The following is a 20,986-nucleotide window of genomic DNA, read 5'->3' as shown; positions in this document are numbered from 1 at the left end:
GTGGAGACATGAGCCGTGCGCTGCAATGCCTTCTCGTCTTGTCCGTCCTGGTCTGCGGCGCGTTGGCGGCGCATGCAGGCGAGGACCATACCTTGGAACGCGGTGCGGCGATCATCGATCCTGCCATCCTGCGCGAACTCGACCAGGGGCGCTTCGGCCTCGGCCGCATGCTGTGGCCGGAGCGATCCGCCAATGTTTCGCTCTCCAACAACCAGCTCTTTCGGTTGCCGGCGATGGTGCCGGTCCGCGAGGCGCTCGACCGCGAGTTCGAGCGCTACATTGCGAAACACCAAGCCGGCCTTCCGAACGAAAGCATCGGCGTCGGCGATGGTTTCGCGTTCCAGCTTTTCGACCGTGGCCTGCTCGATTCTCCTGACGTCCGCTTCGTGCTGGCCGGCATCGTCAATCGGATGGACCGCGCCTATGTGGCGCCGGACAACTGCGGCGAGATCAGGCTGATCTATCGGCTAACTCGCATCGACGTGCCGCCGATCGGCGAGAACGGCGTGTCGCAGCGCTTGCCGATGACGCTCAATCTGGTGCTGAAGGCCAGGGGCGGGAGCAACGCTATGGCCAACACCTGCCGCGAGATCGCGCGTCGCTGGCTGGCAACCGGTGAATCGGCGCCGACGCTGGACAAACTGCTCGGCCAGGACGGCCCGCTCGACTTGATCGGCCCTGACAACATCGTCCGCATCGAGACCAATCTGCAGATCGCTCATGCGCCGAAATCGGCCGTCCGCGACTTCCGCACCGACTATTTGTTGAAGGTGTTCGACTACAATCGCGACGCAAAGCGCTTCGAGGAAGCGCCGATGGAAGACCAGATCGACCGTGATCGCATCCTGGCGGACGAAGGTCTCAAGCGCGACTTCAGGGCGTGGCTGCTCGATCCCGGGCATTTCGCCGAGCTTGATCGTGGCACGATCCTGATCCCCGACAAGTTCCTCGCCTCCGGCGTCGTCGCGTCGACACCGGTCGGCTTCGACGTCTCCGATCTGCAGCCCGAGTTCGGGCTGGTGCAGGGCGAGGGCGCATCCGACAAGGCGGTGTTCTCGGAAAGCGACGTCGTGAGTGCGCTAAAGAAAGCCGCTGCCGACGGAACGAAGCTGCAGAACATTCAGTCGCTGGCGGGCTTCGAGCGGCGTCTCAACGACGTGACTTGCGCAGGATGCCACCAAACCCGCGGCATCGGCGGTTTCCATTTCCCCGGCGTGGACTGGATGGCCGCGAAACCTTCGAACTCCACCGTGGTCCCGGCCTCGCCGCATTTCTTCGGCGACCAGGTCCGCCGCCGCGACATCCTCGCGGCCTTGCGCGACGGCAAGGCGCCGGACTATTCACGCGGGTTCTCCAGCCGGCCGCAAGCGCGCGGCAGCCACGAGCTTGCCGGCACTGAATACAGCGACGGCTGGGGCGCACATTGCTATCTGCCGGGCTCCAAGCCCGCGGGCGCAGACCGTAGCTTCCGCGGCTGGACCTGCGCCGAGGGACTCGCCTGTCAGGTCGCAGGCAAGACCTCGCGCATGGGCATGTGCTTCGTGAAGGGACGATAGCGCGTCTGGCGCTGTCTCGCTTCTGGCGCAGTCCGCGAGAAAGCGGCCCAGGTCGATTGACAGTAGGCTTACTAATCTGTTTCATCCGCGAAAATACATCGGGGATGGAAACATGGACGAGGTCATCATTGTCGGCGCCGGCATCGGCGGCTTGACGCTCGGCCTCGCGCTGCATCAGGCAGGCATTCCCTGCCGCATCTTCGAGTCCGCCTCGGAGATCAGGCAGGTCGGCGTCGGCATCAACCTGCTGCCGCACGCGACCAAGGAGCTCGCCGCCCTCGGCCTTGAGGACGCGCTTGCAAGGGTCGCGATCACGACGACAGACGCGACCTTCTTCAACCGGTTCGGGCAGTTGATCTATCAGGAGCCGCTTGGCCGCCTCGCCGGCTACGGTCACCCGCAATTTTCGATCCATCGCGGCGACTTGCAGATGGTCCTGCTGGAGGCCTTCCGCGCGCGAGCCGGCGCCGATCGCGTCGTCGTCAACCGCCATTGTGTGGGCGTCGCGCAGGACGAGAACGGCGTCTGCGCGACCTTCTCCGACGGCCCCGGCGGTACCGGTCGCTTCGACGCGCGAGGCCGCGTCGCGATCGCCTGCGACGGCATCAACTCGGCGGTCCGCAAACAATTTTTCCCGAATGAAGGAGAGCCACGCTATTCGGGCGTCAACATGTGGCGCGGCGTGACGCGGTGGAAGCCGATGCTCTCGGGCGCCAGCATGGTGCGCGCCGGCTGGCTGTCCCACGGCAAGATGGTGATCTACCCGATCCGCCCGGCCGGCGCCGACGGGTTGCAGCTCCTCAACTGGGTTGCCGAGATCGAGACGCCGAATTATCGCAAGCGTGACTGGAATCGCGCCGGCGCGCTCGATGATTTCATCTGGGCCTTTGCCGACTGGCATTTCGACTGGCTCGACGTGCCGGCCTTCATCCGCGCCGCAGACAGCGTGCTCGAGTTTCCGATGGTCGATCAGGATCCGCTGCCGCGCTGGAGCTTTGGTCGCGTGACCCTGCTCGGCGATGCGGCGCATCCCATGGTGCCGCGCGGTTCGAACGGCGCCGGACAGGCGATTCTCGATGCTCGCGCGTTGACAGCAGCGCTGCTCGCACATGACGATCCGGCCGCGGCGCTTTCGGCCTATGAGCAGCAGCGGCTGGAAGCGACCACGCGCATCGTGCTGACCAATCGCACCAACCCGCCGGATGCGATCCTGCGCGAGGTGTTCCTGCGCACCAACGACAAGCCGTTCCGCGCCATCGAGGATGTCATCAGCCGCGAGGAGCTCGCCGGCCTGTCCGATGGTTACAAGCGGATCGCCGGCTATTCGCAGGAAGCGCTGCGCGGTTAGACGGATCGGGGAACATACAGTCATGGCGGAGACAGAGACGATCGAGGTTGCCGGCTATATCGACCGCCAGCCCGTGGGCGGTTTCCAGATCAGACTGCTATTGATCTGCGCCGCCGTGCTGTTCCTCGACGGTTTCGACACCCAGGCGATCGGCTACGTGGCGCCTGCGCTTGCCAAGGAATGGAGCCTGTCGCGCGCGGCGCTCGGGCCCGTATTCAGCGCGGGCCTGTTCGGGCTGATGATCGGCGCGCTGATCTTCGGACCGCTCGCCGATCGCATCGGGCGCAAGAAGATCATCATGTTCTCGACCCTTGCCTTCGGCATCGGCACGTTGGCCACCGCGTTCGTCAACGACGTCACCGCGCTGATGGTGATCCGCCTGCTCACCGGCCTCGGGCTTGGCGGCGCGATGCCGAACGCGGTGGCGCTGACCTCCGAATTCAGCCCACACCGCCGCCGCGCCACAATGGTGATGATCATGTTCTGCGGCTTCTCGGTGGGAGCCGCGCTCGGCGGCCTGCTCGCAGCCGCGCTGATCCCGCAATACGGCTGGCGCGCCGTGTTCATCGTCGGCGGCGCCGCGCCGCTGTTGCTGGCGCCGGTCCTGGCGTGGCGCTTGCCGGAATCCGTGCGCTTCCTCGCGCTTGGCGGCCGCGCCCACGGGGCGGTGGCCGATTTGCTCGGCCGCATCAATCCGAAGGCTGCGCCGGCGACCACCGGCACGCAGTTCGTGGTGCACGAGCCGCGACTCGAAGGTCTGCCGGTGCGGCACCTCTTCAGCGACGGCCGAATGCTGCCGACGCTGCTCTTGTGGGTCGTGTTCTTCATGAGCCTGCTCGACCTCTATTTCCTGTCGAACTGGCTGCCGACCGTACTCAACGATCTCGGCGCCTTGGTGTCGGCCGCCGCCTTGATCGGCTCGATGCTGCAGGTTGGAGGCGTGGTCGGCACGTTTGCGCTCGGCAGCGTCGTCGATCGCTTTTCGTTCCGTGCGCTGGCGTTGGTTTATGTTGTCGCCGTATTTGCCGTGGGCGCCATCGGCCAGCTCGGTCATTCGGCGGCGCTGGTCACACTCGCGATCTTCGCCGCGGGTTTCTGCATCGTCGGCGGCCAGATCGCGGCGAACGCCCTGGCCGCAACCTTCTATCCCACCGCGGTGCGCGCCACCGGCGTCGGCTGGGCGCTCGGCATCGGCCGGGTCGGCTCGATCATCGGGCCCCTGATCGGCGGCGCGTTGATGAGCGCGAAATGGAGCACGGGCGCGCTGTTCATGACCGCGGCATCGGCCGCCCTCTGTGCCGCGCTGGCGGCCTTCTTGCTGAGCCGCTTCGTCGGTCCCGGCGGTGCTTCGAGCGCGAGCCAGACGTCATCTTTTGATGCTAAGCTACAGGCCGCGCCGAGGACCTGAACAGCCAACCTTGAGCGGAGACCTGCCGATGAGCTCTTCCGACCAGGACAAGCAGCGTAATCGCCAGATCGCGCAGAACGAGGCCGAGCGGCAGATGGTGGGCGCTGCCCGGGTCAGCGGCTGGGCGATCGCGCTCGCGGTCATCATCGGCGTCATCGCCGCAGGCATCGTCTGGGCGTGGCTGAACCGCTAAGCCACCGCGCCCGACGCGCGTAGCTGCCTGATCGTCGCCTCGTCGTAACCCGCCTTCCGCAGGATCTCGTCCGAGTGCTCGCCAACCGCGGGCGGCTTGCGCGGTTGCACCTTCTTGGCGCCGTCGATGAAGATCGGGCTGTTGACGGTGAGCATGGTGTCATTCTCGAAGCGCACGAGCACCTCGTTCTCGATCATCTGCCGGTCGTTCGGGATGTCATCGAGGACGCCGACGACGCCGAACACCAGCCCGTTGCCGTCGAGGATCCTGCGCCATTCCGCGAGATCTTTCGTCGCGAACACCTCGTCGAAAATCCGGATCAGTTCGATCGAACGCGCATGGCGGTCTGCCTTGGTGACGAAACGCGCATCGGCGATGAGGTCCTCGCGGCTCATGCAGCGCGCAAGCGTCGGCCATTGCCGCTCCTCGTTGAGCAGCGACAGGATGATCCAGCGGCCATCGCGACATTTGTAATGGTTGGTCACGGCGTTGAGCGCCTGCTCGCGCGGCCTGCGCTTCTGGAACTTGGCGCCAACGAGCTTGGCCTGCGCCAAGACGCCATTGGCCCAGATGCCGTTGGCCATCAGATTGGTCGCGACATGCGAACCCTTTCCGGTCTTCTCGCGCTGGAATAGCGCGGTGACGATCGCGCCGTAGAACGCCATCGCGCAAGGGTGGTCGCCCATGCCGGCGACCGAGCGGGCCGGCGTGGTCTCCTCGTCGGCACGGACGAGATCCATCAGGCCGGAGCGTGCCCAATAGGCATTGGAGTCGAAGCCGGGCTTGTTGGCCTCTTCGCCCTTCTCGCCATAGCCGGTGAAGGAGGCATAGATCAGCCGGTCGTTGAGATGTGCGAGGTGGTCGTAGGTGATGCCGAGCTTCTCGCGCACCTGTGGCGGCATGTTGGTGATGAAGACATCGGACTCCGCGACGAGCTTGTAGAGCACCTCGCGCGCTTCCGGCTTGGTGAGGTCGAGCGCCAGGCTCTTTTTGTTGCGCGCCTCCAGCATCCAGGCGAAATTGTGCTCGCTGTGCGGATAGCCGGGCAGGTTCGGCAGGTTCCGGTAGGGATCGCCGGAGCCGGGCGGCTCGATCTTGATGACGTCGGCGCCGAAGTCGGACAGCACGGTGGCGGCCGCCGGGGCCGCGATGAAACTCGCGCAGTCCAAAACCTTCAGCCCATCAAATATGCCTTTGTCCATCGTGCCGTCGCTCCCGTGACGTTTGTTGGTCTTTTTCCGGTGGCTGGAATTATCGCGTGCGGAATCCCGATCGAGCCGCCATTTGACCCATCTCGGGGCCACGATGCAACGGCGCTTTCTTACCCTTCTGCTGGAGGGTCGGGACACATGTGCCGATCATGCTGCGAGTTTGGGTCACTGGTCTTCTCACAAGCTTGTCATGCCCGGGACAGGCCCGCCATGACAATGCGCAAACCCAAGGACAAAGCCCGGCGACGAGATCTGCGATTGTGCCTCCCCTCCAGGGATAGCGTTACTCCACTCCTGCCATCAGCGCGGCATTGCCGCCTGCGGCGGCGGTGTTGATTGTCACTGTCTGCTCGGTTGCGAACCTTGCGAGGTAATGCGGGCCGCCGGCCTTGGGGCCGGTGCCGGAGAGGCCGCTGCCGCCAAACGGTTGCACGCCGACGACGGCGCCGATCATGTTGCGGTTGATGTAGATGTTGCCGACCTGCAGGCGCTCGATCACATCCTCGATTGTATCGTCGATGCGCGAATGAATGCCGAGCGTCAGCCCGAAACCCGTAGCCTCGATCGCGGCCAGCACGTCGGCCAGCCTTTCGGCGTGGTAGCGCACCACGTGAAGGATCGGGCCGAACACCTCTTCCCTCAATTGGCCGGCGTCCGAGAGTTCGAAGATATGGGGCGCGACGAAATTGCCGGCCGGCGCCTCGCCCGCTAAATGCACACGAGCCTCGCGGTTCATCCGCGCGATATGCTGGTCCAGCTTCTGCTTGGCCTCGGCATCGATCACCGGCCCGATATGGGTCGCGGGATCCGAGGGGGCGCCGATTTTCATCTCGCGCGCGGCACCGGCAATCATCTCGATCATGCGGTCGGCGACGTCGTCCTGCACGAACAATAGCCGCAGTGCCGAGCAGCGCTGGCCTGCGGAACGGAATGCCGACGTCACGACGTCGTCGGCAACCTGTTCGGGCAGCGCAGTCGCATCGACGATCATCGCATTGATGCCGCCGGTCTCGGCGATCAGCGGTACGATCGGGCCATCCTTGGCCGCGAGCGCGCGGTTGATCGATCGCGCAACCTCGGTCGAGCCCGTGAAGACGACGCCGGCGATCTCGGGACGCGTGACGAGCGCGGCGCCGATCGCGCCGTCACCCTGGACGAGATGCAGCGCCGACGCCGGCACGCCGGCCTCATGCAGCAACCGAACCGCCTCGGCCGCGATCAGCGGTGTCTGCTCGGCCGGCTTTGCAATCACGGCGTTGCCGGCCATCAGTGCAGCCGTGACCTGGCCCAGGAAGATCGCCAGCGGAAAATTCCACGGCGAGATCGCGACGAAGGCGCCGCGGCCGCGCAAGCCCAGCACGTTGCTCTCACCGGTCGGGCCCGGCATCGCTTCGCCTTCGCCAAATAGATCGCGTCCTGCTGCTGCGTAGTAGCGGCAGAAATCGGTCGCCTCGCGTACCTCCGAGAGCGCATCGTCCAGCGTCTTGCCGCCCTCGCTTTGCAACAGCGCGATGAAATGGGCGCGTCGCTGTTGCAGCAGATCGGCGGCTTTGCCCAGGATGACGGCGCGTCGCCGCGCCGGCGTACGGTCCCACGCGCTGAAGCCGCGGCGTGCGGCGATGACGGCGGCGTTGGCCTGCTCCGTCGTGGACGGCGCAATCGCGCCGCGGGTCGCGGCGCTTGCGGCTGCAACTTCTGACGTGAGCCTCTCGAGCGCCATGCGTTCACCGAATTCGATACCGCGCGAATTCTCGCGCTGCGGCCGGTAGAGGTCCACAGGCAGCGGAATGTCGGGATGATTGGCACCGTTATCGGCGCCAATGATCTCGGCGGGGCGGCGCAGCAGGCGCGCGACCGGTATCTGCTCGTCGGCCGCGAGCGCGACGAAGGAGGAGTTGGCGCCGTTCTCGAGCAGCCGCCGTACCAGATAGGCGAGCAGGTCGCGATGGCTGCCGACCGGTGCGTAGGTGCGATGGGCGATCTCGGGTCTGTCGTTGCCGAGCTGCGCATAGAGCGCTTCGCCCATGCCGTGCAACCGCTGGAACTCGAAGCTGCCGGGATCGTCGGCGAGTTCGAGGATGGTCGCGACCGTCAACGCGTTGTGGGTCGCAAATTGCGGAAACAGCCGAGGCCGCAACGCAAGCAGCTTTCGCGCGCACGCGACGTAGTTCAGGTCTGTCATCGCCTTGCGGGTGAAGACGGGATAGCCGTCGAGCCCGCGCTCCTGCGCGCGCTTGATCTCGGTGTCCCAATAGGCGCCCTTGACGAGGCGGACCATCATTCTGCGGTTCGGGCTGCGCGCGAGCGCGTCGACATGGTCGATGACGTCACCGGCGCGCTTCTGGTAGGCCTGGATCGCAAGGCCAAAGCCGCTCCAGCCGGCGAGCGATTTGTCGGCGAAAGCGGCCTCTATCACGTCGAGCGACAATTCCAGCCGGTCGGCCTCCTCGGCATCGACGGTGAAATTCAGGTCGAACGCCTTGGCGCGGTGCGCGAGATCGACCAGGCGCGGCACCAGCTCGCTCATCACCCGTGGCCGGCTCACCGCCTCGTAGCGTGGATGCAGCGCGGACAATTTCACGGAGATCCCGGGCCGGTCGGGCAGGGGACGGCCGCCTGCCGCCTTGCCGATCGCTTCGATGGCGCGGGCGTAGGATTCGAAATAGCGGTGCGCGTCGTCGGCGGTGCGCGCGCCTTCGCCGAGCATGTCGAAGGAGTAGCGCGAGGCGCGGACCGAATGCGATTGCGCGCGCGCGAGCGCGGCCTCGATGGTTTCCCCGAGCACGAAATGGTTGCCCATCAGCCGCATCGCCTGCCGCGTCGCCGCGCGCACCGCCGGCGCGCCGAGCCGCTTCGTCAATCGCCCGATCGTGCCCTGAGGCGTCTCGCCGGGCTGAATTACGCGCGCGGACATGCCGAGCGCCCAGGCCGACGCGTTGACCAGGAAGGCCGTGGATTTGGTTTCGTGATGGATGAAGTCGCCCTGGCCGAGCTTGTCCTCGATGAACTGGTTAGCGGTGCGCGCGTCGGGCACACGCAGCAGCGCCTCGGCCAGCACCATCAGTGCGAGCCCCTCCCTGGTCGAGAGAGCAAACTCCCGCAGCATGTCCTCGACGCCGCCGAGCGGATCATCATTGGCTCTGATCGCCTCGATCAGGCCGGTCGCGGTGCGGTCGATGCGCGCCTCCTGCTCCGCACCGAGGGTGGCGTCCCGTAGCAAGCCGACAGCCATCGCGGCGTCATCGGGCGCGTAGGGGGCGCTGAACGGTGAAGAATGCCGGGTCGTGGCTGGCATGGCTGTTCCTTTGGCTTATCGGACGCTATGCGTGTTCGCACCGTAGTTCGATAGACAAATTAGCAGTTTTGCCTTAGAAAATCAGGAGAAAGTAGTACCGCGCGGGATATATGACCGAAATTGACAAGATAGACCGCAAAATCCTCTCGATTTTGCAAGGGGATGGTCGGATCGCCAATGTCGAACTGGCGGAACGGATCGGGCTGTCTCCGACCTCTGTGGGCGAACGGCTGAAGCGATTGCAGCGTGACGGCTTTGTCGAAGGCTACGGCGCGCGGCTCAATCCACACCGGCTCGGACTTGGTTTGCTCGTCTTCGTCGAAGTGATGCTCGACAAGACCACCCCCGACGTCTTCGAGCGGTTCGCGAAGGCGATCCAGACCTCACCGGAAGTGCTGGAGTGCCACATGGTGGCCGGCGGGTTCGACTATCTGGTCAAGGCACGCGTCGCCGACATGACCGCCTATCGCCGGTTCCTCGGCGAAACCCTGCTCGCGCTGCCTGGCGTGCGCGAGACGCGAACTTACGCCGTGATGGAAGAGGTCAAGCGCGACGCGCCGCTGCCGGTCGGCTGACACCCTCCGGATGTGATCCACAGCCGCCCCGCAAGCGTATTGGCATCACGCTCCTCCCGCGCTAATCCTGACTCCAATGGGGCAGCGATCATGACAGACGCCAATCAATCGATACGCGTGAGGCGGACCGGATTTGCCGGCGGGCTTGCCGCCGCGGTGCTGTCCTTGCTCGCGGGGCCGGCGAACTCGACCGAACTCAGCGCTGGCGTGGCACAACTTTATACGTCGGTCTCGATCTATCCGCCGTCGGCGACGTCGATGACGGTCTGCTATGGCTTCGTCTGCCGGCGCCGCGAAACACTCGATTTTACCGCAGCCGACAGGCTCGAACTGACCAAGATCATTGCCGCAGGCCATGCCAACGCCGCCGCCGAGCGGGCCGCGGTGCAGAAAGCGGTGATCTGGTTCGATCGACGCATGGGTCCAATCATCGGCACCGACAAGCGCGTCGCGAAAGCCGACTTCCGCTATCGCGACGACAAGCACAATTTCGATTGCTGGGACACGACCCGTAACACCACGAGCCTGCTCCTCGTGCTGCAACAATGGAATCTGTTCAAGTTTCACGACGTCGGCGATCCCCATTACCGGGGATTTTCGTGGATGCAGACGCCGCACAACACCGCTGTCCTGGTCGAACGCGCGACAAAGGTCGAATGGGCGGTCGATCTCTGGCCGCGCGGCTATCTGCAGCCGCCTGACGTCATGCCGGTCACCCAATGGGTAACCGAAGATTGAGCTGCCCAGCGCGCTAGTGACAGCATGGGCAAAGTCGAGCATTTGTTGGGTCTACGGTATCGCGCTGGACCGATCGCGGCGCGCGCAGCTAAAGCATGATCCGGAAAAGTGTGTAGCGGTTTTCTCTCGCGACACGCGTCCAAACAAATAGGAGATGAGGTCGCGGCGCGATTCGACATGATCGCATCACGATCCAGGAGCGGCACGTGGTGGCGCGCGAGCGCTGTGCCCGCCCCGCCGAACGTCACGTTGTCTGGTTGATCTGTCGGCCCCCACTCCCGGATAATGTCCGAGAGTGCACCGTTGCGCCTGGCGCTGACGCGCTAGACCTTCAGGTTCTCTGCCGACGTCTTGCCGCGATTTGCAATCTCTTCGTATTCGACCGTCTGGCCTTCATTGAGCGTTTGAAGACCAGCCTTCTGAACTGCAGAAATATGCACGAATATGTCCTTGCCGCCCGTCGCGGGCTGGATGAATCCGTAGCCCTTGGTCGGGTTGAACCACTTCACGGTACCTTTTGGCATTCCAGTCGTCTCCGCGGAATCGATCGAAATCAGACCTGCCGATCCCCGCACAAACCGGCTTGTCCGTACCGGGCAGGATAGCAGTTTGAAAAAAGCTGGATAGGCCAAACCACAGGGCGATTTGTCCGGGAATGCTGGTTTCGCGGTGCTTTGGCACCGATTTTGCCCGTTTTCCCGATCATTTGCGCCACAAGATCGGTGGGTTCGAGCAGGCACACGCCGCCACGACGGGCGCAGGGGCGGCGGCGCCATGGTGCGACCCTGTCCCCTCTCGTTTTGCGGAGAGGGACGCCGCGACCTCAATAGGTCGCGGCGAGGTAGTCGACGATCTTGGTGACGTCGCCGTCCTCGATCGGCGCGCCATAGACCTTGATCATCTTGGTGACTTCGGCCTGCCAGAAATCCTTCTTGAACTTCTCGCCCTGCGGCTGGGTCTTGACGTAGTCAGCCGAGTGGCAGGCGGTGCAGTTGTTCTGCACCACGTCCAGGTTGGGCCCGGGCTTGAACGCCACGGTCTCATCGGGAAGCTGGTAGTTCACTGGCGCGGCAGAAGCCGCGGCGATTGACAGACCCGCGATCGTGGCCAGCGTGGGAAGCAGCTTGAGGTTCATGGTGCTTCTCCTCACGCCGCAGTTACGCGCACGGTTTCGACCACATTGCGCAAATAGCCCGCCGGATTCCACAAGGGATCCATCGGCTGGGTGTCGCCGGCGTTGTTGGTGGCGCGCACCCGCAAGTCATGGGAGCCCTCGGCGAGCTTCACCGGGAGCTTCCATTCACGGAACGAGTATTTGCCGAGATCCTTGCCGAGCTTGGCCGGTGTCCAGCTCTTGCCCCCATCGGTCGAGACCGCGACGTCCTTGATGCCTTTTCCGCCGTCGAAGGCGATGCCCCGCAGCAGCGTGGTGCGGCCGGCCTTCAGCTTGGCGCCGTCGGCGACGCTCGTGATGAACGAGCGCACCGTGAAGCGATTGATCGGGATGGTTGCCTTCGGCGCGGTGCCCGGCTCGACGGCGTTGTTCGGCGTGTCCGGGATCCGATAGGCCGATTTCATCCAGAAGCCGTCGTACACGCCGTCGATGACGGTGATCTCGTTGAGATGCTTGACCCAATAGGTGCCATAGTAGCCGGGCACCACGAGGCGAAGCGGGAAGCCATTGAGGAACGGAAGATCCTCGCCGTTCATGCCATAGGCCAACATCACTTCGCCGTCGCGGGCGTGATCGATGTCGAGTGCCTTCACGAAGTCCGGCGTCTTGTCGCTGACCGGGCCGTCCATGCCGTTGAAGGTGACCTGCTTGGCGCTGGCCTGCACGCCGGCCATCTCGAGCACGGTCTTGAGCGGCACGCCGCGCCAGCGCGCGTTGCCCATTGCGCCGTTGCCGAGCTGACCGCCGGCCACCCGCGGATTGGAGAAGCCGCGGCTGTTGCCGGAGCACTGGTTGACGGCGACGATCTCGGTCGCCTTCATCTTCCTGATGTCCCGCAGCGACAGGTTCAGCGGTTTGTCGACCTTGCCCTTGATTTCGAGCGTGAACTTGTCGGGGTCGAGATTGTAGGGGATGTCGGCGAGGTGATAGCGGACGAAGAACGCATTGTTCGGCGTGATCGGACCGTCGTTGAAGATCGGAAACGGCGTCTCCAGTTGCGGTGGGCGGCTGGTCAGGCCGATCATTGGACGCTTCTGGGGATAACGCACCAGTGGCCGTTCGCCGTTGCCGAAAGGCAGTGTCACGCTATCGAGCGCGAACGCTGCTCTCGACCCCAGCCCCGTCGCCAGCGCCGCCAGGCCGGCGCGCCTCATCAGGTCTCGTCGATCGAGCATACCGCTTCCTCCGAAGCTTGTCTGTCCGAGCCGGTCATCACCAGACTCGCTCATTTTTTATGCCCGCAAATGTCGCATCGGCGACCGCGGAGTCAATTGATGCTTTCGGGTCATCGCATTGCGTTGCAACAACGGAACGACCCCGGCCGCATCGGCGGCCGGGGTTTTGAATCAAACCCGAGGGTTCGATCAGTCCAGGCAGACGTTCACGGTGCGATAGCGATAGCCGTACGGCGTCAGCACCAGGCGGCTTACGTAGCAGCTGCTGCTGACGAAACCGATCCCGATGCCGAAGCCCGGGCCCCAGAAGTGATGATGCTGCGGATGCCCGCCCCAGCCGAAAGGCTTCGCGGATACGGCGGTCGGCGCCAGAGCGGCGGCGCCGATGGTGGCGACGGTCGCGAGGGCAAGCGTCACTTTACGAAACATGGTCTTCTCCTTCACGCCTTGAGTTCGCTCGCGGCGCGGTTTGTGGTGCTGCCCATCGCCCATCAGTCGCTCCCTGTGGAAAACGGGTTCGATGGCGCTGCGGGAGCCGCCAATCTGATGAATGTCTGTTCAGGTGTGAGGAAAATCACGTTGCGGCAACGGCCGTGATGCAGCCCCGCGCGGCATTAATCAGCCGCGGCATCAGCGCGACACTTGGATGTCGGGTCAATTCACCCAAGACAGAAGGGAGAAAGCAAAACCACCCCCGGACGGGAACGTTTTGATTATCGCATAGGACCCGTAAATGCCTTGTGCGGAAAGGCCTATGAATGCGCGGCCGTGATCAAGCCCGATGCGAAGCGCCTGAATGCGATGGGCTTTCGATGATTGATGGCACGGTCCAATTCATAGGTGAGCTCGAAAGGCCCTTCGCCAACCGCATCCATGTCGACCCGTCCGGTGCCGAACGGCTTCAACCTAACTGAACGCGCGAGCGAACTCGCCGGGCCGGACAAGGTGAGGTCCACATTGGTGGTAGCTTGGCTGGAGTTCATCAGGAAGTAGCTGATTCCGGTCAGGTTCGCGTCGCCCTCCAGGAGGGCCGACCGGCGCGGATATTTGGACTTCAGCGGCGGCACTCGATCCATGTACAGATGTGAGTGCGTGATTTGCGGCGCAGTGCGCTCGCCTCGAGGCATGAATATCGTCATGAACTGGGGCGATGTCATCCCCAGGAAATCGATTCCCGACGGCGAACTGTAATGACAGGACACGACAAACATACCGTGCTCGTCAAGCTCGCGCCCCAGCAATTTCGAAAGCGGCTCTTGAAGCGTTTCAAAGTGCTTCACCTGGTGCTCGCAGGAACCGACGAGCCCGCCATGGCGGTCAAAGACCCGCAATGCGTAGGTGATGTCGATATTGGTGTCGGGCGCAAGGAAGCTCAGATGGTGTGGAATGCTGACAATAGTGTCAAAGTCCGCATCGTGTCGGTAAAGCTGGATCATGTTCTGCCGAATGGGCGGTCCAAACAGAGCCGGGCGGGCCTTCTTCAACCTCATGTGAAAAGCATCGGCCGCTCGGCTCGCGCGTGCAAGAATCTTCGGCACGAGAGCGGTCATGACCTCAAGTCTCCGAACGCCGCCTTTTGAAAGCGCGGGCGCAGTTCAGGATTGAAGGGCGCCTCGGTAAAATACATCGGAGGCAGCGAGTGCTCGATGCCAAGGGCTCCACTAGAGTGATTTTGGAAGACCGTGAAAATCGCGAACTGACTCGAGCCGCCACGGATACGAAGAGACAGGCCCCGATCGACCGGGGTGCCATGGATCTGGGCCAGCCCTCGAACCGGGAGAAGATAAGTCGAGTTATATCCGATTTCGATTTCGGTCACGACCAGCACGTCCGCCTTCAGATTTCTGAACTCGACCTGAAGCTTGTTGGGATGCGCTGGCGGATCGCCTTCTCCAGCCAGATTCGCAAAAGCAACACTGGTCTCAAACTGATCGAACAGCACGTTATAATGCGCCTGATGCAGAATCGGCGAAAATTTGAAGCCGGGCGCCCGGAGAGGAACAAGGCCGGTCAGCACCGCGTTTTGCTGCTGGCCGTTTCGAAACAGCAACTCTCCCTCGAACTCCGAATTAGTCTCACCCTCGAGTTCAACAGTGTGAAGTTCGTTAGCCAAAACCGGCAGATCCCTCGCCCATTGCGATCGCCAAAAACGATTGAGATTGCGAGGCCGCGTCTCGAAGGTCGACGTGAGTGAGCCGTTCTGAAACGTCCTCACCCGGATCAAGCTGGCATTTGTCCTTACGGCAAAGCCGGGTTCGTAGCCGATCGAAGCGAGTGATGGAACGAGGAGTCTCCGTTGCACCAAAATGACACCAATTGCGAAGTTGTGCACCCAAAACGAGCGTATATGCTATCATGCAATCTTGTGGAGAGCAACGCCGGGCAGCGCCGCAGACGAAGACCGTGCTAGATCGCGCTTTCGCGGATACATCCGCCGCCTGCGTTCCGATGTCGGTTATCGAGTCTTAGCACCAGGCAGGCTTGGCCGAATGGCGGCCAGCGTGGCGGTCAATCCGATCTTCGCGGCGAAATCCTTCCTCGTCTGCAAGCGCAAATTGCGGCGGATGTGGCCCACATCGCGATAGAGAAATTCGCCGTTCAAATACACGTCGCAGGCGTCATTCCGGCACAATTCCTCACTCGGGAGCACGGCCGCGACGTTGGGAAGCGATGTCGCGATGTCTTGCAACATGGCGTCGGTTGCGACTGACAGCTGCTTGACGGCAACGGCATCGGCAAACCGGACTGTGGAATCGCAACGTCGTCTCAAGAGTTGAGTGCTGGAGCGGATGGCGCACTCAACGACTTCCGCGGGAAGGTGGGGCACCATTCCGATGAGAACGAAGTGTCGATCCGGCGCCGACGTTGTCCGGATGAGGTTCGTCAGTGCGCGGGTCACTGCCGGCAGCCCGTCCTCCTTATGTCCTTCAATTCGCCAGGGCAGTTCGTACCAATTCGATGGCAAGATCACCTGATCTATCGACGGGTCTTCCTTGAGAAGCTTCATGCCGCCCAAATGGAAGCGCTTGCAACGGTCCTTGTAGACTGGATCGAAATTGATAATGAATATTTCGCCTCCAAGCGCCGCCGGGCAACCGGCAAACACCAGGAATGATCGCTCGGGGTCTCTATTGATGGCATCAAGGACCGGTGCAAAATGTTGCGCGTGGCTGTCGCCCCAGATGACCGTCTTGCGCTTCGCGGTCTGCCAGGGGTGTCCGAACACGCAATATGTGCCGCGAAGCACATCGATCGGGACTTCGTTACATGGCCAGTCCCACATGACCTCGAGGCTGCGCATGGCCTGCCCTCCGGGCGGGATACGTTGCGGCAGCCCATCGGCGCTATCGACGTACATCGACGCGCAGAACAACGTTATGATGCAGGCAAGGCCGGCCGACACCGTGCGCGGCGCGCTCCAGCGACGCTTGCGGAACGGCTGTTCAACGTAGCGGTAAGAAAGTATTGCCAAGATGATTGAAACGATGGCCAGCGCAATCGACTCATCTGTGCTTGGGCTGCCGTTGTTGATGTAGATCCGGAAGTACACCCAGACCGGCCAGTGCCAAAGATACAGGCTGTACGAGATCAGTCCGATCGGGGCGAGCAACCCGAGGATCCGACTTGAGATCGTGCTTTGAGCGCGCGGCCAAATCAGCAGTGCTGCGCCGATGCACGGGTAGAGGGCGAACTGTCCGGGAAATTTGTCCGGCGAGATGGTAAACCCGATCCCGATGAGAATGAAGCCCACGACCGCGACAATCTCACCGACGGTGCGCGGCGGGGCGGGCAGGAAAGCCAGCAGCGCGCCGAGCGCAAGCTCCCATGCTCTCGGCAGCGCCATGTAGAACGCAGCCTTCTGATCATATTGGAAATAGATGATACTGCCGGCGCATCCAACGACCACGATTGCGGCGAGCGCAGCGGCAATGGGAATTCGCGAGCCGACGGCAGCAAGAACGAGCAACAGCAGCGGCCACACCAGATAAAACTGCTCCTCGACCGCGAGTGACCAGGTGTGTAGCAGCGGCATCAGGTCTGCGGCCTGATCGAAGTAGCCGGTGTGGCCGTGGAAGAAGAAGTTCGATACGCCGAACGCGGCCGCAGCCGTGCTCTTTGCGAGCGATGCGTAGTCGCCGGGGGAAAGCAGCAGCCTTCCGGCCAGGAGAACTGTGGCCAGCATGGTCAGGAGCGCTGGCAGAATCCGTCGCATCCGGCGATCGTAGAACGCGACAACGGAGAACGTGCCGGCAGCGATCTCGGTCGCCAGAACCTGGGTTATCAGAAATCCGCTGATGACGAAAAACACGTCCACACCGGTGAACCCGCCGCGGATCGGCGCACCATAGTGAAACGCGAGGACCGAAAGCACCGCAACCGCACGAAGACCATCAATATCCGGGCGATAACCCGGCTTAGTACAAATTTCCATCCCCGCAAAACCGTCTTCGAGAGGTTGTTGTGGCATAGCACCACAACCAATTTGGAACAAGGCCGACTTACGGTCGCCTTGCCTTCAACAAGGCTTCGCGCCAGTCTCATCATGGCGACCCAATTGTTGCGGCGAGCAACCAGCGATGTATCTCTCGGCGCCAACCGCGATTCTCGCCTACCAGCAAATCACAGGATCGGGCGGCGAGCCGTTGGCAAATGGACGGTGCCGCGGCCTGACGTTCGAATTGGCGCCAGGGCGGCGGCCACGACGCAAGTGCGCCTGGCCATTCAGCGCGGGGTATTCAAGCCGCAGCGATCTGCTTGTCGCGCGACAGCGCGGAAAGAGGTCGCGCGTCCTTCACCAAACGCACGATCATCGGCTCGTTACGACCGCGAATCGTGACCTCCTGCGCGGGCAGTGCGTCGTCGGCGAGCCCTGAAGTGGCGCGCACTTCATCCGAGATGACAGCCTCGCAAGCCAGTCCCTTGGTCATGTCCTGCAGCCTTGCCGCCACGTTGACGGCATCGCCGAGCGCGGTGAACACCATGTGATCGCGATAGCCGATATCGCCGACGATCACCTCTCCGCCATGGATGCCGATGCCGAAGCGGATCGATTCGCGCAGATCATGGCTCAGGAATTCGTTCAGTTCGTCGATATTGGCCGCGATCATTGCCGCTGCCCGCAGCGCCTGCCGGCAGGCGTCCTGCCGGCCGGTGCTGAGCCCGAACAGCGCCAGCATGCCGTCGCCGACGAACTGGTTTGGCCGGCCGCCGGCTTCCAGCACTGCCTGCGACACCGCGCCGAGGAAGCGGTTGACGATGAACACGGTGTCGAATGGCAGGCGCGTCTCGGCAAGCTGCGTCGAGCCGCGCATGTCGACGAACAGGCTGACGAGATAACGCTCCTGGCCGATTCGCGCAGGATTCGACGCATGCGCATTCGCCGACATCGTGTGCGGCAAGAATAGCTGGAAGAAGGAGAGGTCGGCGGTGGGCCGCAACTGGCAGGCGAGGCGGATCGACGGGTCGTCGCTGCCGACACGGTGCAGCACGAAGGCTTCGCGTGGCGAGGGATCGGGCAATCCGGTGCAGTCGCCGATGATGCGGATGCGACAGGTCGAGCAGCGCGCTCGGCCGCCGCAGATGCTCGCATGCGGAACATTGTTGCGTAGGCTCGCCTCCAGTACGCTCAATCCCTTCGGCACGCGGATGGTCCGGCCGTTGCCGTAGGACAGCGCGATCATGCCGCGGCGGCGGTCGAGCAGGGCGCGCGCGCCGCGCGCGACCAGGGCAAGGCCGAGCAGGCCGAGATAGCCGATCGTCATGCCGCTGGTGATGCGGTCGAGCACATTCTGCTGCGCCACCGTCCCGACCTTCTCGACCGATAGGGTCTGCTGCCGCCAGTCGGCATCCTCATAGTCGGACAAGGCGAGGCGGCCGCCCTGGTAGATGCCCAGCATCGCCAGGGTGGGGATCAATACCGCGGCGGCAAGCAGGAACGGCGCCACGCGCTTGAAGAAGGATCGCAACCGCAGCCAGAAATACAGGCCGATGCAGCCATGCACCCAGGCGATCACCAGCACCGCGAGCATGGTCCACAGCCGGTAGGGCGAAGCGATGAAGAACACGTATAATTCCTGTGGGTAGAGCTTTTGATGCCCGAACAGGGAATAGCCGAGACGCACGCCGACGATATGGGCGATCACCAGCATCGGGATGCTCAGCCCGAGCACCAGTTGCAAAGGCTCGAGCGCTTTCCAGCGGAACTCCCGCCGCTGGTACAGTGCCCATATGCCGAGCCCGGCATGCGCCAGGCAAGCGCTGTAGAACAGGATGGAGATGGGCAGAAAGTGCCAGAAAAGCGTGTGGTAGTAGACCCCGGTCGCCAACGCCTCCATCGAGATATTGCCGAGCGCATGGTTGAGGAAATGGCTGAGCAGATAGGTAAACAGGATCACGCCGCAGGTGAGCCGAACCTGCCGCAGGCCGACTCCGCGGACCATCTCCTGCAAATGTTCGCGCGAGGGTGAGGCCATATGATTCATGATTGGCAAGTGTAGTGTTTAATTCCCGGCGTGAACACCATTACTGGCCCGCGCGCAGGCGGATAACGGCGACGCCGCACGTTGACACCTGCCTGAGAGTCGAACAAAAAGCGCGCCGTGACGATAGCTTTGTCCGATAAGACCAGCATCAAACCAGCCCGTTCACGTGCGTTGCGCTGGCGTGGCGTCGTGGCGCTGGTCGCTGCGATGACGGTGATGCGGTTGATCTATGCGAGCGTGCTCGATCTGCGCACCGACGAGGCATATTACTGGACGTGGTCGAAGGAGTGCGTGCTGTCCTTCCTCGACCATCCACCCATGGTCGCCTGGTTCATCCGTCTCGGCACCGCGATCTTCGGCGACATCAATCTCGGCGTCCGCTTTGCCGGGATCGTGGCGATGCTGGTGACCCAGCTCCTGCTCGCTGATATCGTCCGCCGAGCGACCCGCAACAATGTCCGCGCCGTCATGCTCGCGGTGCTGATGCCGGAAGCCGCGCTTTACTACGGCCTGCTGATGGCCAAGGTCGCGCCGGATACGGCGCTGATCCCGTTTGCGGTGGCGATGCTGTGGTCGCTGGTGCGGCTTGCGAACAGCAATGACGGGCGCTGGTGGCTCGCCGCCGGCCTGTTTGCCGGGCTGTCGTTGTTGTCGAAATTCACCGCCATCATGCTGGCACCGGCCGTGCTGGCCTTCGCGCTGGTGCCGGACTGGAGAGGGCGCTGGCTACGCAGCCCGTATCCTTATCTCGCGGCATTGATCGCAATCGCCGTCTTCTCGCCGGTGCTGATCTGGAATGCGCAGCACGACTGGGCATCGTTCCGCTTCCAGGCGGTGCGCGCGGTTGCGGTGCGCGATGTGTCGTTGCGCACCTTCAGCGAATTCATAGGGATGCAGCTCGGCCTCGTCGGCTTCGTGCTCCTGCCGGTGGTGCTGTCAGGCGTGGCGCTGTCAGCGTGGCGCGGCTATCGCAATCGCGAGCCGGTCGCGATCCTGCTGTCGACGGCGGTCATCGTGCCGTTCGCCTATTTCTGCTGGAAATCGCTCACGCTGCGGGTCGGCGACACCTGGCCGATGTTCCTGTGGCCGGCCGGCTTTGCCGCCACCGCCATCAACATCACGCGGCTGCCGTTCGAGCGCTGGCCGGCCTGGATGATCAAGTCGACGATGTCCTGGGCGCGGATCGCGATCGTCACCGGCATCGTCTTCGTCGTCTCGGTCTTCCTCTATTACACAGTGGCGCCCTGGAATCTGATCGGCCGTACTGACCCGATCGGCGGCGAGGCCGGTTTCGAGACGATTGCCGCGCGCGCGCAAGCGCAGTTGCAGGAGACCGGTGCGACCTGGATCGCAACCACCGACTATCGCACCTATGCGATGTTACGCTGGTTCCTGAACGGTCGCGTCCCCGTGATCCAGGTCAATGAGCGCGGCCGCTTCCAGGGCTTCGCCGATCCCGGCATGGACCAGATCAGGGATCATATCGGCCTCTATGTCGGGCGCGAGTCCGACAGCAATCTGCCGCTGTGGGGCGAGACGTCAGCCGTGCGGCAGCCGCTCGAGCACGTCGCGCGCACCTGGCGCGGCATGGTGATGGACACTTATGCGCTCGAGAAGCTGACCGGCTGGACCCCGGAGCTCTCGCCGCCGCCGGACACCACCTTCTTCCGCTGGCGCGTGCTGGCGACGCTGATCGAGTCACGCGCGACTGCGTCGCTCCTCCCTCGCCCCGCTTGCGGCGAGAGGGCGGGGTGAACGGAGTTTCCACGGAGACGGTGAAAGATCGACTCGCGGAGACTTCCCCTCACCGGGTCGCATCTGACGATGCGCT

General features: G+C 63.4%; 17 protein-coding genes. 7 read left to right on the top strand and 10 right to left on the bottom strand.

What is annotated here, in order from left to right; all coding sequences use genetic code 11:
* The first annotated feature begins 8 nt into the window (after positions 1-8).
* The 4 genes from JQ553_RS09995 (at position 9) to JQ553_RS09980 (ending at position 4,505) form a co-directional block, all read left to right on the top strand.
* A complete protein-coding gene (locus JQ553_RS09995; RefSeq protein ID WP_212499776.1) occupies positions 9-1,556 on the top strand; it encodes a hypothetical protein in 1,548 nt (515 codons plus the stop codon).
* Positions 1,557-1,668: 112 nt separating this feature from the next.
* Positions 1,669-2,904 carry a flavin-dependent oxidoreductase gene (locus JQ553_RS09990; RefSeq protein WP_212499775.1) on the top strand — a complete coding sequence of 412 codons (1,236 nt, stop codon included), beginning with the start codon at positions 1,669-1,671 and terminating at the stop codon, positions 2,902-2,904.
* A 22-nt stretch (positions 2,905-2,926) separates the two neighbouring features.
* On the top strand, positions 2,927-4,312 hold the full coding sequence (locus JQ553_RS09985; protein WP_212499774.1) for an MFS transporter: 1,386 nt from the start codon (positions 2,927-2,929) through the stop codon (positions 4,310-4,312).
* A 28-nt stretch (positions 4,313-4,340) separates the two neighbouring features.
* Complete coding sequence (locus JQ553_RS09980; RefSeq protein ID WP_212499773.1) at positions 4,341-4,505, top strand: hypothetical protein; 165 nt, start codon at positions 4,341-4,343, stop codon at positions 4,503-4,505.
* Here the strand turns inward: JQ553_RS09980 and JQ553_RS09975 are convergent.
* A complete protein-coding gene (locus tag JQ553_RS09975) occupies positions 4,502-5,707 on the bottom strand; it encodes a CaiB/BaiF CoA-transferase family protein (protein ID WP_212499772.1) in 1,206 nt (401 codons plus the stop codon). The two genes, JQ553_RS09980 and JQ553_RS09975, sit on opposite strands and share 4 nt — an antisense overlap.
* A gap of 292 nt (positions 5,708-5,999) precedes the next feature.
* The gene (gene putA / locus JQ553_RS09970) at positions 6,000-9,011 is read right to left on the bottom strand and encodes a bifunctional proline dehydrogenase/L-glutamate gamma-semialdehyde dehydrogenase PutA (protein ID WP_212499771.1); all 3,012 of its coding nucleotides are present in this window, start codon (positions 9,009-9,011) and stop codon (positions 6,000-6,002) included.
* Positions 9,012-9,121: 110 nt separating this feature from the next.
* Between putA and JQ553_RS09965 the strand changes: the two genes are divergently transcribed.
* Together JQ553_RS09965 and JQ553_RS09960 are read left to right on the top strand one after the other, a co-directional pair.
* Complete coding sequence (locus tag JQ553_RS09965; RefSeq protein ID WP_212499770.1) at positions 9,122-9,586, top strand: Lrp/AsnC ligand binding domain-containing protein; 465 nt, start codon at positions 9,122-9,124, stop codon at positions 9,584-9,586.
* A gap of 90 nt (positions 9,587-9,676) precedes the next feature.
* Positions 9,677-10,324, top strand: a complete 648-nt coding sequence (locus JQ553_RS09960) for a hypothetical protein (protein ID WP_212499769.1) — start codon at positions 9,677-9,679, stop codon at positions 10,322-10,324.
* Between the two features lie 323 nt (positions 10,325-10,647).
* On the opposite strand, the gene JQ553_RS09955 is transcribed toward JQ553_RS09960, so the two are convergent.
* The 8 genes from JQ553_RS09955 to JQ553_RS09920 all read right to left on the bottom strand — a co-directional run bounded on the left by JQ553_RS09955 (position 10,648) and on the right by JQ553_RS09920 (position 19,146).
* Positions 10,648-10,848: a cold-shock protein gene (locus JQ553_RS09955; protein WP_212499768.1), complete on the bottom strand. Its 201-nt coding sequence runs from the start codon at positions 10,846-10,848 to the stop codon at positions 10,648-10,650.
* A 299-nt stretch (positions 10,849-11,147) separates the two neighbouring features.
* Entirely contained in the window at positions 11,148-11,459 is a 312-nt protein-coding gene (locus JQ553_RS09950; RefSeq protein WP_212499767.1) for a cytochrome c, read from the bottom strand.
* An 11-nt stretch (positions 11,460-11,470) separates the two neighbouring features.
* The gene (locus JQ553_RS09945; protein ID WP_212499766.1) at positions 11,471-12,673 is read right to left on the bottom strand and encodes a molybdopterin-dependent oxidoreductase; all 1,203 of its coding nucleotides are present in this window, start codon (positions 12,671-12,673) and stop codon (positions 11,471-11,473) included.
* Positions 12,674-12,862: 189 nt separating this feature from the next.
* Positions 12,863-13,165 carry a hypothetical protein gene (locus JQ553_RS09940; protein ID WP_409363050.1) on the bottom strand — a complete coding sequence of 101 codons (303 nt, stop codon included), beginning with the start codon at positions 13,163-13,165 and terminating at the stop codon, positions 12,863-12,865.
* A 260-nt stretch (positions 13,166-13,425) separates the two neighbouring features.
* On the bottom strand, positions 13,426-14,223 hold the full coding sequence (locus JQ553_RS09935) for a hypothetical protein (RefSeq protein ID WP_212499765.1): 798 nt from the start codon (positions 14,221-14,223) through the stop codon (positions 13,426-13,428).
* Positions 14,220-14,975, bottom strand: a complete 756-nt coding sequence (locus tag JQ553_RS09930; RefSeq protein ID WP_212499764.1) for a hypothetical protein — start codon at positions 14,973-14,975, stop codon at positions 14,220-14,222. Before JQ553_RS09930 ends, JQ553_RS09935 begins: the two co-directional genes overlap by 4 nt.
* 153 nt (positions 14,976-15,128) lie before the next feature.
* Complete coding sequence (locus tag JQ553_RS09925; protein WP_212499763.1) at positions 15,129-17,141, bottom strand: acyltransferase family protein; 2,013 nt, start codon at positions 17,139-17,141, stop codon at positions 15,129-15,131.
* Positions 17,142-17,409: 268 nt separating this feature from the next.
* The gene (locus JQ553_RS09920; protein WP_212499762.1) at positions 17,410-19,146 is read right to left on the bottom strand and encodes an adenylate/guanylate cyclase domain-containing protein; all 1,737 of its coding nucleotides are present in this window, start codon (positions 19,144-19,146) and stop codon (positions 17,410-17,412) included.
* 216 nt (positions 19,147-19,362) lie between these two features.
* Between JQ553_RS09920 and JQ553_RS09915 the strand changes: the two genes are divergently transcribed.
* Entirely contained in the window at positions 19,363-20,910 is a 1,548-nt protein-coding gene (locus JQ553_RS09915) for a glycosyltransferase family 39 protein (RefSeq protein WP_212500347.1), read from the top strand.
* Positions 20,911-20,986 lie beyond the last annotated feature (76 nt).

It is taken from the genome of Bradyrhizobium lablabi (assembly GCF_018131005.1).
GTDB classification, from domain to species: Bacteria; Pseudomonadota; Alphaproteobacteria; order Rhizobiales; family Xanthobacteraceae; genus Bradyrhizobium; species Bradyrhizobium lablabi_D.
The sequence above is the reverse complement of the archived record's forward strand: the minus strand, read 5'-3'. Positions and strand labels throughout refer to the sequence as shown.

Coding starts and splice junctions, on each gene's coding strand:
- JQ553_RS09940 (WP_409363050.1), bottom strand. CDS start 13,165: ATGGGCGATGGGCAGCACCACAAACCGCGCCGCGAGCGAACTCAAGGC.
- JQ553_RS09995 (WP_212499776.1), top strand. CDS start 9: ATGAGCCGTGCGCTGCAATGCCTTCTCGTCTTGTCCGTCCTGGTCTGC.
- JQ553_RS09925 (WP_212499763.1), bottom strand. CDS start 17,141: ATGCCACAACAACCTCTCGAAGACGGTTTTGCGGGGATGGAAATTTGT.
- JQ553_RS09920 (WP_212499762.1), bottom strand. CDS start 19,146: ATGGCCTCACCCTCGCGCGAACATTTGCAGGAGATGGTCCGCGGAGTC.
- JQ553_RS09990 (WP_212499775.1), top strand. CDS start 1,669: ATGGACGAGGTCATCATTGTCGGCGCCGGCATCGGCGGCTTGACGCTC.
- JQ553_RS09975 (WP_212499772.1), bottom strand. CDS start 5,707: ATGGACAAAGGCATATTTGATGGGCTGAAGGTTTTGGACTGCGCGAGT.
- JQ553_RS09960 (WP_212499769.1), top strand. CDS start 9,677: ATGACAGACGCCAATCAATCGATACGCGTGAGGCGGACCGGATTTGCC.
- JQ553_RS09985 (WP_212499774.1), top strand. CDS start 2,927: ATGGCGGAGACAGAGACGATCGAGGTTGCCGGCTATATCGACCGCCAG.
- JQ553_RS09950 (WP_212499767.1), bottom strand. CDS start 11,459: ATGAACCTCAAGCTGCTTCCCACGCTGGCCACGATCGCGGGTCTGTCA.
- JQ553_RS09935 (WP_212499765.1), bottom strand. CDS start 14,223: ATGACCGCTCTCGTGCCGAAGATTCTTGCACGCGCGAGCCGAGCGGCC.
- JQ553_RS09965 (WP_212499770.1), top strand. CDS start 9,122: ATGACCGAAATTGACAAGATAGACCGCAAAATCCTCTCGATTTTGCAA.
- JQ553_RS09915 (WP_212500347.1), top strand. CDS start 19,363: ATGACGGTGATGCGGTTGATCTATGCGAGCGTGCTCGATCTGCGCACC.
- JQ553_RS09955 (WP_212499768.1), bottom strand. CDS start 10,848: ATGCCAAAAGGTACCGTGAAGTGGTTCAACCCGACCAAGGGCTACGGA.
- putA (WP_212499771.1), bottom strand. CDS start 9,011: ATGCCAGCCACGACCCGGCATTCTTCACCGTTCAGCGCCCCCTACGCG.
- JQ553_RS09980 (WP_212499773.1), top strand. CDS start 4,341: ATGAGCTCTTCCGACCAGGACAAGCAGCGTAATCGCCAGATCGCGCAG.
- JQ553_RS09945 (WP_212499766.1), bottom strand. CDS start 12,673: ATGCTCGATCGACGAGACCTGATGAGGCGCGCCGGCCTGGCGGCGCTG.